A 14939-nucleotide genomic window follows, 5' to 3' on the forward strand; every position below is an offset into this window, starting at 1 on the left:
GATTTAGTTCACTGTTTATAACAGGATGCACTGGGCGACCGGGGCCGCCCGGTCTTTTACTTCAATAACTTGCGCAAAGAATAGAGCGCTTCCAGTGCCTGGCGTGGCGTCAAATCGTCCGGATCAAGCTCCTCAAGGGCATCCACGGCCGGGTGGCTCGGGCTGCCAAACAGATCTACCTGCTGGGGGGAACCAGGGCCCGCGGCCATTGGCACAGCGGCTTCTTCCGGCTCCTGTTTGGGGGCCGGTGCAGGCGTAGCAATAGGAGCTGGCACATCTACCGACTGAGCGCCGGCTTCCAATGCTGCCAAGCGCGCGCGGGCCTCGGTCAATACATCACTGGGGATACCGGCCAGTTTGGCCACCTGCAACCCGTAACTTTTAGAGGCAGGCCCTTCCTGGATGCGGTGCAGGAAGACAATTCCCTCGCCGTGCTCGGTGGCATCCAAGTGGATGTTGGCGGCCTCAGAGCATTGGCTGGGCAGGTCAGTCAGTTCAAAGTAATGGGTGGCGAACAGTGTAAAGGCGCGCACTTCCCCCGCCAGATAGTGGGCACAGGCCCAAGCCAGGGACAGGCCGTCGTAAGTGCTGGTACCACGGCCAATCTCATCCATCAGTACCAAACTGTGCTCGGTGGCGTTGCGCAGGATGTTGGCGGTCTCGGTCATTTCCACCATAAAGGTGGAGCGGCCACCGGCCAGGTCATCGGCACTGCCGATGCGGGTGAAGATACGATCCAGCAAGCCGATCTGGGCGCTGTCCGCAGGCACATAACTGCCACAGTGGGCGAGAAGGGCAATCAACGCAGTCTGGCGCATATAGGTAGATTTACCGCCCATGTTCGGACCGGTAATTACCAGCATGCGGCGGTCGTTGTGCAACTCAATATCGTTAGCCACAAAAGGCTCGTCCAACACCTGCTCCACCACCGGATGGCGCCCGCCGGCAATATGCAGACCCGGCTCACTGCCTAGTTCGGGGCGGCACAGGCGCAAATCGTCAGCGCGCTCGGCCAAGCAGGCCAGCACGTCCAATTCGGAGATACCTGCTGCGGCGGCTTGTAGCTCTGCCAGGGACTCATTCAGCTGATTGATCAGCTCTTCGTACAGTGCCTTTTCGCGAGCTAGCGCGCGGCTCTTGGCGGAGAGCGCCTTGTCTTCAAACTCCTTCAGCTCGGGGGTAATGAAGCGCTCCGCATTTTTCAGGGTCTGGCGGCGAATATATTCAGCTGGCGCCTTATCGCTTTGCCCGCGACTGATTTCAATAAAGTAGCCATGCACCCGGTTGTAACCCACCTTAAGGGTGGGGATACCGGTGCGCTCTTTTTCTCGCTGCTCCAGTTGCACCAGGTAATCGCCGGCGTTTTCACTGATAGCGCGCAGCTCGTCCAGTTCTTCGTCGTAGCCGGCAGCGATAACCCCACCGTCGCGAATTACCACTGGAGGGTTTTCAATAATGGCATCTTGCAGCAGCTCTACGGTTTCTGGCCACTCGCCGATCTGGCTGCACAATTCACTCAATAAAGTTGCTTCAGATTCTGCCAACTGCTGCTGAATTTCCGGGAATTGAGCCAGGGACTGGCCCAGGCGAGCCAAATCCCGAGGACGTGCAGAGCGCAGTGCCAAACGGCCCAGGATTCGCTCCATATCACCCACAGGTTTGAGAGCATCACGCAGAGGCTCAAAGCCATAATCGGCAATTAATGCTGCGATGGCATCCTGGCGGTTGCGCAAGGTGGTCAGCTGGCGCAAGGGGTTGTTGAACCAGCGGCGCAATAAGCGGCTACCCATAGCGGTTTTACAGCTATCGAAGACCGACAATAGGGTATTGTCATCGCCACCGTTCAGGTTCAGATCAATCTCCAGGTTGCGGCGGCTGGCACCATCCAAGGCAACTGTTTCATCCCCACTTTCGGTAAGCAGGCCGCGAATATGGGGCAGCTCGGTACGCTGGGTGTCCCGTGCGTATTGCAGCAAACAGCCGGCAGCGATCACAGCACCGTGCATATGACTGCACCCAAAGGCCTCCAGGTTCATGGTGCCGAATTGCTGGTTGAGCAGACGCAAAGCGCTCTCCAGCTCGAACTCCCAAGGTGCGCGGCGGCGCACGCCCGCGCGGCGCTCGATTTCAACCGGCAGGCTAAGGTTTTCTGGTGCAAGCAGTTCAGCGGGATTGTGACGTTGTACCTGCTCAGCTAAGGCTTCCAGAGTATCTGTTTCCTGAACCACAAAGCGGCCGGTCGCCAGGTCAAGCAGTGCAAGGCCAAATGTATCGCCTAAATGTGAAATAGCAGCCAGCAGGTTATCGCGGCGATCGTTAAGGAGAGCTTCGTCGGTGACTGTGCCCGGCGTAACAATACGAACCACCTGCCGCTCAACAGGCCCCTTACTGGTGGCCGGATCACCGATCTGTTCACAGATGGCAACGGAAACACCGGCCTTAATCAGCCGTGCCAAGTAGCCTTCAGCTGCATGGTAGGGGATGCCCGCCATGGGGATAGGCTCACCGCCGGACTTTCCACGGGCAGTAAGGGTGACATCTAACAGCTCAGCCGCTTTCTTGGCATCATCAAAGAACAGCTCGTAAAAGTCCCCCATGCGGTAGAACACCAGCTCCTGGGGATGCTGGGCCTTGATGCGCATGTATTGCTGCATCATGGGGGTGTGTTCGGGTTTCGCGGCCTTGGTCTTGTTTGCGGTTCTTGGCATTTTTCTCTAAGAAAATCAGTAAGTTACAAAAGTATTTGCAAACCCCAAGAGCTCCGCAGGAGTGGCGGTCAGCTCAGATTGGGGTAGGGGGCAGGTTTCCTATGGGGCTCAATAAGTAGAAGCGTTCGATCAAATAATGAACGGCAAGCCCAAACCTGATGTTCCTGAAGCATGCAATCGGGGTAGGTCTGAACAGAAAGGTCCAGACTTAAGTTCGAAGGGCTTCTTTATAGGGGGCGCAGAATAGCAGAGTGGGGGACAAACCACTATCCACTATGGATGGCTTATCAACTGCTGGAAGGATGGCTAGTAGCGACCCTGTGATTTTATGAGAACTTTAATAGATAAGCGGGATGTTTTGCTTTTTTAGGTAAGAAACTTCACTTTGCTTTGCTCTAAAGAATCTGCTGTTGATCTCTACAAAGAAGGTTCCTGACACTTCAAGGTCGTGTACTTAGAAAGCCAATTCTCTAAGTGGCAGCGTACCCACCAACTGGAACATCCGTGTGTAAAAAGGTTGGTGAAATACAGTACTGATAACTAAGTCCTGCTTCGCATATCAGAATTCAAAAGACGCTGCTTCTATTTCTAGGGAAAATTCTATAACTTGTTGATTTTTAACGGATGTGAAAAGTGATATAAAGCAAGGATAGCGTGGAATTATAAAGACGCTGCTATATATCTACTTGTTTTATTTTGTGACACTCAATGTAGTTCTTTGATTTTGCTGGGTTTTTAAGCTGGCTTTAATTGAGGACAGCAGAATTATATAGAAGGGTGATATATAGACGCTGCTTTTGAATTAACTGTTAGCAATAATAAGTAATTTGGAGTTTTTATGAATGTGTCAATGGGAAAAACCAAGTGGCAAAAGTTCGAAAGTTATGCCCTTTTAATTATCTTGGTGCTGGTAGGCTTGGGTTATGCTGCTTCAAAAATACCATCTTTGTTTTCCCCTGATGAGCGGCAAGTTGCTGTATCCGGTTACATTGCGAATGCAGAACAGAAGGGTATTTCTTGTAGTTATTCGGGCTTTGTATTTGATCGTAAATCTGAAGTAGAGAGAATATTTCTTACTTGCAATCCCAATAGTGTTATTCCTGGCAAAGTAAACTCCAAGGAAGAATTGTTTAGTTCAATTGGTGAGTATGTGATAACTCCAGCTATTGAGTATCTCCCAAAAAATGAAATGGGCTTTGTTATCGCTATTACACAAATTGATCAAAACATGGTTGTTTGTACTAATGTCGAGCGTCAGGAAATCACGCAACAGTGGTTGGACTCATATGACAATTACTGCATGCCTGGATAAAATTGCTAACAAGGCGTTGCAGTGGACTCCCAAAGCTATGCACCTTTTTTGTGTAATTCGCTGCGCTCATATTATACACAAGACGGTGCGCCGCTTCGGTCGCCCCTGAACGCGGCGTTATGTGTCACGGAGTTGCGAGTGATTGAGATTGGAAGAATTGGTTTGATCGAATCTGGCGATGAAATTGGTTGCCAGGTAAAGGTTGTCAACGATTCAGAGAATACCGATGGCTTTCTTATTCTCACGGGCAAAAACCTCAGAGACCCGAAAGTTGAAGCTTTTGATGGTTGGGTGGAAAACGAAAAAGAGCTCTCAGGCTACTTTGAAGAATCTAAGTGGGTTATTAAATGGCTTTAACCAAAGAAACACATAACAAGTGGCGGCAATACGCAGCCTTTGGCTGCCGGACTCAGCACTGTGTGCTTCGCCGTTGCGCCAAACATTATGTGTAAATAAATATGAGCAAGGAAGAATACAGTAATCGAATACTATCTAGTGCAGTGCACTTACTATCTTCGCATGAAGGCGAGTTGATGCAACAAGATAGAGTTACTACTCGTGGCAAGGGAAAGAGTGAATCTCGTAAAACAACATACGATGCGATATTTACTTTCAATGAGTCTTTATTCTGCCCGGAGAGTGATGTTCCGCTTCATGGCGGTTACTTTTTAACAGATCAAGGTCAAGCAGAAGTTACGCAACTAATCGGGCGCTTTAATTCGCAACAAGAGCGCGAGGCTTGGGTATCAAAAAATTTGAGGGTTGGCAGTGGAGCAAACACATAACAAGTTGCTGTTGCTCGCCGCTTCGCGGCTGGGACAGCCTACACTGCGTTTCGGCTGCCCCAAAGCAAGGCGTTATGTGTAGATCATGAGACTGCTACTAATCGCAATTTTATCAGTGATTTTGTTTTTCCCTCTCTATTGGGCTTTACATCCATTTTTTGGCCCAAATTGGGGAGCTGGTATTTCTGCTTTTATGATGTACATTGGTTTTCCTGCCTTATTCCTACTGAAGTGGGGTAAACGGAGCAGCCATCCTTTCATCAAGGCATGTAACTATGTACTAGCTACGATTGTGTTAGCTTTACTCGGCTGGGTCTTCTATGGGGTGCTTTTTAACAATGCCCCTTTACCCAACTCAATTGCGTTGGCAGGTGTCTACGGTTATCTGGCCTTCTATTTTTTAAAGAATGGATATATGCCTTATCAAGCTGAGGAGTTAGAGAAAGAGGTAAATGAGCAGCAAAACACATAACAAGCGGTTCAATTCGCTCCAGCCACAAAAAGCGTGGCTTCCGCTGGGACAGGCTACGCGCTGCTTCGCCTGCCCATTAACCGGGCGTTAGCAGTAATTAGAGAATTATGAGCGCAATTGAAGTTCTACAAGAAAAGTTGCTTGGTAATTTCTACTCCCTATTCAGAGTAGGGGATGTCTTTGATTTATATTTCGATGGGTTTTCGCTCATAGCACACGATGTAGTTTCTACAGATGAAGATGAGATAAATAAGCAATTGTCCACATTGTATCCGCGAGCTTCTGATGCCGTAGATAAAGAAGATGTTGCTAAGAGCATTGTGCTTTCATCAACACTTCACAAATGCATTACTTGCGTGGATTTATTGCCAGATTCAAGTTTAGAGCTCACTTTCGAAAATGGGGTAAAGCTGCTATTTCCTACCAATACCGAAGTAGTTGATTGGCAGTGGGCTCTTAATGAAAATGCCAATGACCCTTATCTTGGTTGTATTGTGGGTGTTTTTGTATCTGGTGAGGTTCAGCTTGGCAACTGCTAACAAGGCGCTGTTGTCGGACTGGTTTTCCGCTACGCTCCAACTAGCCGCAAAGCGCGGCGTTAAGCCAAACCAGAATTGAAGTTATGGATAAAATCGAATTACAGAGAAAAACTAAAGCTAAAAACGGTAAGGTTGAGGCCTACTGGTTTGAGAACGAGAGTATCGGGTTACAGAAAACATTATTTCATCGTATAACCATACCTCTAGAACCTTTTGATTCAGGTCTTGAGTATGAGGAGCAGCCACTATCAACTGAAATAGTCTTGGACTGGTACGAGTTAAACTTAGAGAATTCAGCGGAACTCGATGGGGCTAATTTATCACACGAGTCATACCCAGAAGCAGGAGGTTCGGTTTATGTCGGTTGTGCTCACAATTGGTGTAATGTAAAAGAGCTAGTGTTTTCTAAAGCAAATGATGGCCGCTATGAAATAAAAGGTTCCGTTGTCGTTGAATTTGAGAATGAGGGTGTGGCTCAAAATGAGCCGTTCACTTTCGAAACAACAATCGAGGTAGTCACGGCTTAACAAGCGGCTGCTGTCGGACTGCCAAAAGCGTCACTCCTTTTGCTGATGCAAAAGCAGTGCCACTTTTTCTCAGCCGCAGAGCCGGGCGTTATGACTCTTAGTAGTATGAAATATTTAATTATTGCTCTAGCGATGCTGCCGCTCCATGGGAAGGCATGTGGTAGTGATGAAATTCCGCATCACATAAAGTTGTCCGAAGGGGCATTGTACAATTCGCCTCAGTGCCATCCTGTGAAAGTAGTTGTTCCTACAAAGTACAGGGGTGGAAAGTTGAAGTATGCAACCTACCTGCTGGGATCTGGAGTTGCGGATAGCACCTCTCTTGAAGTAAATGTAAACATTCTTGGTTCATCTGACTCAATCAATGAATCGGAATTATATTTATGCTTGAACTATGAAGTGGCTCCAAGGTCCACGCTGCACTTACGCTATCTTCCCGAGCCAAACGAAAACGGAGTAGTATCTCTATGTGCCCATGAATACTACATCAGAGATTTTATGTCTCATCTCACAGAGTCATAACAAGTTGCTGAAGTACACTCCGGTCGCGAAAATCGCGCCCTCCGCGGGGCAGCTTACCTTGTGCACATTTTGCGCAGGTCGCTGTGCTCCCATTTTTGCGCAAAATGTGCACAAGGTAAGCTGCCCCTGCCGGCGGCGTTAAGTGCCTATGAGCGATAAGTACAGTGCATATAAGCTAGTTCTTGAAGAGTTAGTATTGATTCTCAGAGAATATAATGAAGAGAATTGGTTCACCTATTTTTCTAAATCCTTGGAGCTACTAGAAAACAATAAGCCACAAGCAAGTATTTCTCATTCATTGCGTGCATATGGAGGAATGTGTAGCTTCAGTGATGAGTTGTATTTTACTGGCGCTCCTCCAGTTGAGGCGCAAAGAGGGTATGAGCTTCGTGAATTACTGTGGCAGCAATGCAAGGACAGTGAAAATTTTCTCAAGCGTATTTTTGAGCTATGAGCACTTAACAAATTTAGGCAAGCGCCGCGCGCCTGCTAAAAGCGTTATCGCCGAGTCTTCCATAGCTGCTCTCTATAGCTCTATGGATATGTCGTCGAAACTCCAGTGGAAGTTGAGCATAAAGCCTGGCAATAAAGGGAGGAAATGGAATCTGCACGAAGTGGTGCTTTGTTAGCCAACCGAGCAGTAAAGAAAATCTCCAAGTGCGATGGGGTTTGCGCTTTGGATACACAAGAAAAGTGGCAATGGATGCAGCGCCGTACCGCCGTCAATGATGTCTGGGGCATAGGGCGGCGACTGTCCAGGCGCTTGGCCGATTTTGGCATACAGACAACCTATGACCTGGCGCAGGCCAACCCAAAAGTATTGCGCCGCCATATCAATGTGAACATTGAGCGAACGATTGAGGAGTTGAACGGGATTCCCTGCCTTGGCTTGGAGGAAGAGCCCCAGCCAAGAAGCAGATCTATTGCACCCGCTCCTTTGGTGAAAAGCTCACCGACTTACAGCCGATACTGCAGGCTGCCACCTTGTACGCAAACAGGGCGGCGGAGAAGCTACGGGCTCAGAAATCGCTCGTAAAGTCGATTCATGTGCTTCTGCATACCTTGTACCATAAGCCCAGCTACTACAGCTGCAGCATAATTGTACGGACACTATACCCTACCGACGATACGCGGGTAATTGTGGGGCTGGTAAGAAAGTTTATTGCAAGTCTGTACCGGTCAGGGTGCCGCTTTATGAAAGCAGGAGTGGAGCTTGTTGAGATTATTCCTTGCGCTAGGACAGGGTGATCTATTCACGCCAGGCCAATCGGCAAGGGCCGGGGAGATCGATAGCATCAACCGCAAGTTTGGACGGGGGACTCTATTCCTGGGGGCTGAAGGTATCCAGAAGAAATGGAAGATGCGGCAGGAGCATCGCTCTCCGGCCTATACAACTCAGTGGGATCAACTGTCGGTGATTACAGTCTAGTTACTGTGCAGCCATACAGTTTCTACGTGTGCAAAAAATTGAGTAGCTGAGTAATCACGGGGTTTATAGTGGGTCTAAACGACCTTGCTATTTACACACGAAGTTATATAACTATATGATAGTTATATGGTTTTTGGTTTGATTGTGGCTCCTGAGGTTACGGGTTCGATTGCCGTCGGTCATCTCAGATTCCTCTCTGTTTATTAGGGTCTTCGAACCTCGCTTAGTGCAGTTTTTTTCGTTTTGCCTCTTATAGTGGTAATTCCAGAGATAATTTTTGCCCTAATCGACTTTTCCTGTCCTTTCGATTGGATGGATGTACAGCTGTCTCAGAAGGTAAAGAGGATCTTTAAGGTACTACCTTTTGGAGGCAGCATGAAGCGCTTAACCAGTAAAAAATATAATGTAGATTTATCTGAGCGTAATCGTCCTAGCCTTCACTGGCAAGAGGGGGCGGGCAGTAGAAGGCGAAAGCGATAAATATTTCTTTATATACTTGACTTCAGAAATGGTCTCAAGGCTTATTAAAATAGAAATAACTGAGTCTGAGTTTGAGCGGGCAATGCATGGGAGCTAATTTTTAAGGCTATGCTGCAAAAGTATGGGAATGGGCATGATTGAGTTTCGGTCGCTATGAGGATAAAGCGCATGTAAATTATTAACTCATGCTATTTAAATGTTTATCCATTCCCCTTTGGTTTGTCTTTCTTGCTCTTGATTCTCGCCTTGTTAAGGGAAACAACTTTATCTGCGGTATGGTTGTAGCGCACCATCATGCTACGAGTCTTGTGTCCGCTGAATTCCTGCTTGTCGCCTTCGAAATCTGAAATGCCTTTTATCTTTAAATCGTGGAACCGAAACCGGTTGGGTAGAGTGCCAGCTTCGTCGGCGGCTTTTTGTTCACGGCTCCAGGTGCTATTGAATCCATCTCGTGTGAAGCGTTGCCCGGTCCTGCCGCGGATGAGGTACATGCTTTGCGATTTTGAGCTTGAATTGCTTTTTAATGCCAGCTCAACAGCATCATGAAGGCGCTCTGTCCAGAGTTTTAATTGCTTCTTGCCAGTCTTCTGTTGGCAAATCAATAATCCCTCCTCCGTAATGTCTTGCCACTTAAGTGACAGTACATCTTGTTGTCTAGCGCCGCAGAGATAGGCGATCTCCATGGCTGCGGCGTGTGCCGTGTGTCCCCTGGATTCAAGCCAAGTGTAAAACGCGAGGTATTCCGCATCTTCGACATAGCGTCCACCTTGTTTCTCCTTGAAGGGCTTTACCGCTTTAGTTGGATCATCTATCGATACAAATCCGCGTGCCTTTCCCCAGCGAAAAATGATGCTAAGAAGTGTTCGCTCTCTATTGGCGGCTGTTGGATATTGTTGGCCGCGAGCATCCATATACATCTGGATTACTGGTGATGCGATAGTGTCGGGCTTAGCTGGCCCAAAGACTGTGCGGATCTTCTTTGCGTATCTGAAGTAGTCTTTTTGGGTTTGAGGCTTCAGTTCTTTAGTGAACTGAGGGGAAGCGAAATACAAGTCAATCAGGTCTTCAATGGTAAATAACTTCCCGTGCTGGTCGTTCTCCCATCTCTCATAGGCTGTCCATACCTCGGCGCGTGATGAGTCTGGACCGCATAGATACCAGGCGCCTTGCCCTCGTATTTTTACTCGATAGCCACGAGGGTAGATTTCTACCCATCGTGGCATCCAAGCATTCTTGGGGTCTCTTGGTCTACCCATTGATTGCACTCATATTCACGCCTAGTGGTAATTGGAGGCTGTTCCCACTTGAGTTAGGGGTATTAATTTGCATGAGTTTAGCTTGATTGACCATATCCTAAGTCAGGGCAGGAGATCGATCTTTTTTTAGTACATAAGGGATTCTATTGGCGTCAAGAACACGTTTTTGTTCTTCGGCATTATCGGCGCCAGCACCAGTAAGACGGCTTATTTCATGTTTGGTCAGCAAGTTTCCCATCGCATATCCCTCGCGTTATTGTCTTCTATCTAAAAAGTCCGTACTCGGCGGGCTGATAACACTATTTTTAATTGAGCTCAGGCGTACTGCGGTTTTGCCTTGGACTCTGGCTCAGAGTTAGGGCAGTCTTTGGGTTTCTCTTCGATGACTTTCTTATCGACTATGCGATAAATTTTTGCCTTGTCGTTTTTCTTATCGAATATCTGTGCCCAGTGTGTAAACAGGTCATTTTGAGCAATGCGCTGTACTTCTTTAAACGCTTCCTCTTCAGTGGTGTAGGAGCGCTTAAAATCTTTGATGCCGCCCATCAATAGGTTGTAGGTGCCAGTAAGCAGTGCATATCTTTCCATTGGATTTTCCCATTTTAAAAATGGGCTCCATACTGGCAGCCCAAGGATGGTTACCTCTGACTGAGTGCGCCGGGGCACGGTTAAATTTCTAGCTGGCTTGGGAGATGGAACTCTTTTCGATAAGATCCCGAATCCACACCATGCCTTTCGATGTCACCTTGGTATTGATATACGGCACCTTCACCGGGCCGCGCTTATATTCGGCATTCTCTGCAACCAGTAGCCCCTGCTGTACGGCGGCCTTTGTCGGTGAGTTACGTATAGGTTCGCGGCTATGCAAAAGGTCGCTATTTCGCAGTAGCTTCAGCAGGTTGTTTCTGCCCATTTCTAGAGTTCGGGCGGCCTGGGTGATGGTGAAGAGTTTTTCCTTTTTCACGCTGCCTCCTGGTCCTTCAAATTTTGTTCTGATGGCTGGCCCTGGATGGCTTTGGAGAGTGCTGCGATTTGTTCGCGCATGCCGTTTATTTGTAACTGCTGGGCTTCTACCGTGGCCATTAGGTCTTGAGTGATTTGGAGCAGCTGGGAGAACTCATTCATGGTTTGTTCCTGCCAGCTTTTTGAACTTTCTTTCTCTACCTATTGCCGGCTCCCAGTATTTACAAAGCTGACAACTCCAGCCGCGTAATAACAGCTTCCCGTTGAATACTGGCTCTGCGGGTTTTCTGCAGCGCACGCAACGTACTTTTGGCAGCTGCTGAATCTGTTTCACGCTGCACTTTTCCCCTGCGTTTCAAGGTGAGACCATTCGACGCTGAGGGTGCGAAATTTTTTCTCGCCGTGCGCAATAACGCTTTGGGGCTCTTTGCCCATGTAGCGAAGCGTGATTACGTTCAGTGCGTGTGCGTTGCGTGATGTGAATGGTCGATTGATAGACCTGAGTCATGTGAGGACAATTTTAGGGTGTGACAAAAAGTGCTGGGATAGGGATAGGGATAGGGAGTGGGTGAAGATTTGGAAGCGTTTGCAGCGGCGTTTGGACCCTTTACCAGCAAGAGCTTTAGGGCCTGTTTCTGAGGTTGTGCAGGAGTACAGAGGGCGGTTTAAAGCTGTCAGTTGAGGGCACTATGCGGTCTAAGCATAAAATTCCCGGTAAGCAGTTTTTCTGCTCTGCAGGAAACCCGGCTCCCCCAGCCGGGTTTTTCATTATAGATTTTAAATCAATCTCATGGTATGAATGAAGAAGAGCTATATTTATCTGGCTTGTTGTCCTCCCGTTCTTTGGAATGCTTGGTTGACCATCCAGTTGGTTCCATCGGCAGGTACAATCACTCTCCCATTAACGTCGTCATTGTTGTTCATTCCTCCATAGAATTGAAACTTCCCGGCCTTGTTTAAGCACATGAATCCCTTGTGCGGTGGGTAATATACAGGTCGAAAGGCTTCAAAGTATCCATGCAATCTATGCTGGTTACCATGGCATACATAAATGTGTATTGCAGATCGTCGCCCATTGGCCCCCATCATCCGCCGGATTTTCAATGCAACATCAAAACTAGTTAATTTATTCCCTTGGACTTTGATTTTTCCGTCTGAATCATTCCCATGAAACCAGATGATCACATTATCTCCGATACGGTGCCTGGGGGGTGGCTCAGCTCGACTTGGCACTGTTACAACGTCGCACCAAACATTGTAGTATTCTCTTAGAGCATTAATTTTATCTGTGTGCATTATCGTATTATGACAAGTGAATACTGTGGCTGTTCTCATGGCTAGTCCTATTTGATTGCAGGATGGTTAAGTCTTTTATTTGACAAAATTTAGTGAAGCAATAATTAGTCTGTCGACTTATGGTTTTTCTTACTTTTTGTTGAGTTCCGGACTTAAATTCTAATGATTTCTGTTATTGTTAATTTGATGGGTTAATTAATTGGTACGTTATTTTTATTTATAATAATTTGGAGTATTTTGTTTTTCAATTACATGTAAGTACAGATAAGGTTGGGTGAGATAATTCGAATACTTAAGGCGCCTACAAACATTATATGCCCCTCATTTTTTTGCCTTGCTGCCTCTATAATTCAATGTTTTAAGGCATAAAGTAGGCAATTAATTGAGGTCGCTCATAAGAGAGTGTTTTGAAATTTATTTGAATTGTTATGATGAATGAATGTTTTTTCCTTTCTGATTGTCTTGTGTTTACAAAAAAGAAGTTAAAAAATGTTAATTTCTATGTGTCATATATTCGTGGGAAACTCCAGCTATAGAAGCTTTTTATCTTGATATCTCTAGGTCCCGCGCATCGAGGAATTGATTATTCTGGTAATCCCCTGTTTATTAATGATTACTTCCTGGGTATGAAAATGACCAACTGTTGTTATGGCAATAACCTATTTAAAGATGAAGCTCTCAAATGCCTAATTTGAGTTATTGAATGTTTTGGTGGACCAATAATTATTAATTCCGGCTACCATCGCCGAGCGCTCAATGTTCGACTACATTTCAATATGGCTCATACTACAGGGTAGGCTGTTGATGTTTCAGTAGTCCTGAGTGGGGCGCATCGTTTTGCCCTAGGAGAAGGTTTCACCGGCATAGGTGTGAAACAGAAAGGACCGATCCAAAAGCGGTTTATCCATTTGATGCCCTTGATTCAATTCGTGGCGAGCGTGCGCGGCCTGCGGTGTGGAGCTATTAGTGATTTCGGTCATATCCAATTTACAAGGCAAGGTCATAGACGAGGTAGTCCCAGATAAGGCAGAAGCCAACGGCCACAAAGCGTAGGTTGACTCACTACTGGTTTTAATGGGCCTACCAGATCTGAAAGCGGCCTCGGTGGTTGTGTGGTGGGGCGCTGGGCTGAGAAGACGATGAAGGCTTGGAAACAGTCATGATTCTTCAGGACACCCTAAGAGAATTAGTGGATAACGCTGGCTTTATAACTGCCATTGGTGCTGGAACTACCGCTGGTTGGCTCACGGATAACTGGTTTGGACTTGCTGCTGTGCTGATAGCTGAGGCGGGTTTGATGGTTAATTAGTATTACAACCACAAGCGCTTAAAGCTGGAAGAACAGCAGCAGGGTGGGGACGATGGATGTTGGTGTAAAGCTTGATACCTTAAAGTTTGATTGAGCATCTTCTGAATTGAAAAAGTAGTCACCTTATGCAAGTTCGGTGGCTCTAAATAATGTGGTTTTTCGTAATCGAGGAGAAGAGCACACAGCTATGGAACGTGTATTTTTAAACCCGGCAAAATTAACCCTCAACTCTATATTGGTTAAGAAAGCCACCAAGCGTTCAGGCGTTGCCAAAGTTTTTATCCGTGACCAGACTGCCAACGGTACCGCGCCTAGTGAATATCTAGCGTCTTCGGTCATTGATGTGAACCGGAGTGACAAGCGCTTGAGCGTGTCTTCAGCACATGGGTGTCATACCTTTTGGCATGTACGAAGTGTATGACAAGGCGGCGAGATTAAACAAATACGGGAATGTCTCGGTCGTAACCTATATAAAATCCTGGTTGAGCTTCGGGCAGGATCTGGTAGCGTGAGTGACTCAGCTGGCACGCAGGGCAAGAAAGGTAAGTATTTCGTATGGCGTCTTAGGCCTATGGAAGAGGGCAGGTAGCAAGCGCCGGCCTACGGTTAACCCCATTCTGATATTCCTCAAGGAAAAGTCAGACCATAAAAGGTCCTTTACCCCATGTTGCTGAAGACAGAGCGTGGCGTCACCTTCCTACAGAACTTCATAAGGCAATGGATTGTGTGATCGCAAACGCAAAAAGAACTTGAATGGGTCCTCTTGAGCGGTCCAGCACACGGGTAATTAGAACCGTGTTTTTTTAACAGATCTCTGAAATTTCCTAGGGGGTTATACCTTGGCTGGGCAGCCGATCTACTCGCACTGCACAAGGAAAGGACACAGAGCTGGGAAACTATCGAGCGGGTCGAGTGTGCCGGCCTCCGTACCGTGTACAAGGTCTCTGTAGGTGGTAAGAGTTATGCCGCCGGTATCGATCACCGGCACCAGATCATTACCCATAAGGGCGTGTATAAATCTGACTAAACAAAGGAATAGATAATGTCCAGCTTGCCCCCGATTACCATGTCAGGCTTGGCAGTTTGCCTACAACATAGACGTTGGCCACAACGCCGGCACTATTGGGCGCGCAACGGTAACTCAGGCCATCGAGCCCACCAAGACTCTGCAGACCGATGCAGGCCAGCCGGTAAGCGTCGCTGACCATGTGCTGATTTAGTAGCGAGTTGTATTGTTGAGGTGGCCAACCGCCTGGCTGTGCATAGCTCTATTGCGGCTATGGAGATCCCTAGTGGGTAATGTTGGCTGTGATTTTGAGTAGTGGAGTGGGTGTGTTACCG

18 protein-coding genes are annotated in these 14939 nt (G+C 47.4%); 11 read left to right on the forward strand and 7 right to left on the reverse strand.

What is annotated here, in order from left to right; translation table 11 throughout:
* Positions 1-56: 56 nt before the first annotated feature.
* A complete protein-coding gene (gene mutS / locus BTJ40_RS06610; RefSeq protein WP_238152154.1) occupies positions 57-2708 on the reverse strand; it encodes a DNA mismatch repair protein MutS in 2652 nt (883 codons plus the stop codon).
* 838 nt (positions 2709-3546) lie between these two features.
* On the opposite strand from mutS, the gene BTJ40_RS06615 reads away from it, so the two are divergent.
* The 10 genes from BTJ40_RS06615 to BTJ40_RS22720 all read left to right on the forward strand — a co-directional run bounded on the left by BTJ40_RS06615 (position 3547) and on the right by BTJ40_RS22720 (position 8294).
* On the forward strand, positions 3547-4020 hold the full coding sequence (locus BTJ40_RS06615) for a hypothetical protein (RefSeq protein WP_108732343.1): 474 nt from the start codon (positions 3547-3549) through the stop codon (positions 4018-4020).
* A 138-nt stretch (positions 4021-4158) separates the two neighbouring features.
* Positions 4159-4377 (forward strand): hypothetical protein, encoded by a 219-nt coding sequence (locus BTJ40_RS06620; protein ID WP_108732344.1) that lies wholly within the window; start codon positions 4159-4161, stop codon positions 4375-4377.
* A 101-nt stretch (positions 4378-4478) separates the two neighbouring features.
* Positions 4479-4805, forward strand: coding sequence for a hypothetical protein (locus BTJ40_RS06625; protein WP_157953927.1), 327 nt, complete (start codon positions 4479-4481; stop codon positions 4803-4805).
* A gap of 85 nt (positions 4806-4890) precedes the next feature.
* Positions 4891-5277, forward strand: coding sequence for a hypothetical protein (locus tag BTJ40_RS06630; protein WP_108732346.1), 387 nt, complete (start codon positions 4891-4893; stop codon positions 5275-5277).
* A 107-nt stretch (positions 5278-5384) separates the two neighbouring features.
* A complete protein-coding gene (locus BTJ40_RS06635; RefSeq protein ID WP_108732347.1) occupies positions 5385-5816 on the forward strand; it encodes a hypothetical protein in 432 nt (143 codons plus the stop codon).
* An 83-nt stretch (positions 5817-5899) separates the two neighbouring features.
* Positions 5900-6343, forward strand: coding sequence for a hypothetical protein (locus tag BTJ40_RS06640; protein WP_108732348.1), 444 nt, complete (start codon positions 5900-5902; stop codon positions 6341-6343).
* 670 nt (positions 6344-7013) lie between these two features.
* Entirely contained in the window at positions 7014-7319 is a 306-nt protein-coding gene (locus BTJ40_RS06645) for a hypothetical protein (RefSeq protein ID WP_108732349.1), read from the forward strand.
* 144 nt (positions 7320-7463) lie between these two features.
* A complete protein-coding gene (locus BTJ40_RS22710) occupies positions 7464-7901 on the forward strand; it encodes a hypothetical protein (protein ID WP_238152155.1) in 438 nt (145 codons plus the stop codon).
* Complete coding sequence (locus BTJ40_RS22715) at positions 7835-8113, forward strand: hypothetical protein (RefSeq protein WP_238152208.1); 279 nt, start codon at positions 7835-7837, stop codon at positions 8111-8113. Before BTJ40_RS22710 ends, BTJ40_RS22715 begins: the two co-directional genes overlap by 67 nt.
* A complete protein-coding gene (locus tag BTJ40_RS22720; protein WP_238152156.1) occupies positions 8079-8294 on the forward strand; it encodes a DUF4113 domain-containing protein in 216 nt (71 codons plus the stop codon). Before BTJ40_RS22715 ends, BTJ40_RS22720 begins: the two co-directional genes overlap by 35 nt.
* 680 nt (positions 8295-8974) lie before the next feature.
* Here the strand turns inward: BTJ40_RS22720 and BTJ40_RS06655 are convergent.
* The 6 genes from BTJ40_RS06655 to BTJ40_RS06680 all read right to left on the reverse strand — a co-directional run bounded on the left by BTJ40_RS06655 (position 8975) and on the right by BTJ40_RS06680 (position 12178).
* A complete protein-coding gene (locus BTJ40_RS06655) occupies positions 8975-9997 on the reverse strand; it encodes a tyrosine-type recombinase/integrase (protein WP_157953928.1) in 1023 nt (340 codons plus the stop codon).
* Between the two features lie 130 nt (positions 9998-10127).
* On the reverse strand, positions 10128-10268 hold the full coding sequence (locus BTJ40_RS06660; RefSeq protein ID WP_108732351.1) for a DUF4224 domain-containing protein: 141 nt from the start codon (positions 10266-10268) through the stop codon (positions 10128-10130).
* A gap of 77 nt (positions 10269-10345) precedes the next feature.
* On the reverse strand, positions 10346-10618 hold the full coding sequence (locus BTJ40_RS06665) for a hypothetical protein (RefSeq protein ID WP_192879384.1): 273 nt from the start codon (positions 10616-10618) through the stop codon (positions 10346-10348).
* An 88-nt stretch (positions 10619-10706) separates the two neighbouring features.
* Positions 10707-10994: a phage antirepressor KilAC domain-containing protein gene (locus BTJ40_RS06670; RefSeq protein WP_108732352.1), complete on the reverse strand. Its 288-nt coding sequence runs from the start codon at positions 10992-10994 to the stop codon at positions 10707-10709.
* Positions 10991-11155, reverse strand: a complete 165-nt coding sequence (locus BTJ40_RS22470) for a hypothetical protein (protein WP_192879385.1) — start codon at positions 11153-11155, stop codon at positions 10991-10993. The genes BTJ40_RS06670 and BTJ40_RS22470 overlap by 4 nt, the downstream gene beginning before the upstream one ends.
* Before the next feature lie 654 nt (positions 11156-11809).
* Positions 11810-12178 (reverse strand): hypothetical protein, encoded by a 369-nt coding sequence (locus BTJ40_RS06680; RefSeq protein WP_108732353.1) that lies wholly within the window; start codon positions 12176-12178, stop codon positions 11810-11812.
* 1270 nt (positions 12179-13448) lie between these two features.
* On the opposite strand from BTJ40_RS06680, the gene BTJ40_RS22475 reads away from it, so the two are divergent.
* A complete protein-coding gene (locus BTJ40_RS22475; protein ID WP_192879386.1) occupies positions 13449-13598 on the forward strand; it encodes a hypothetical protein in 150 nt (49 codons plus the stop codon).
* Positions 13599-14939: the final 1341 nt, after the last annotated feature.

Source organism: Microbulbifer sp. A4B17 (assembly GCF_003076275.1).
In the GTDB taxonomy this organism is placed as follows: domain Bacteria; phylum Pseudomonadota; class Gammaproteobacteria; order Pseudomonadales; family Cellvibrionaceae; genus Microbulbifer.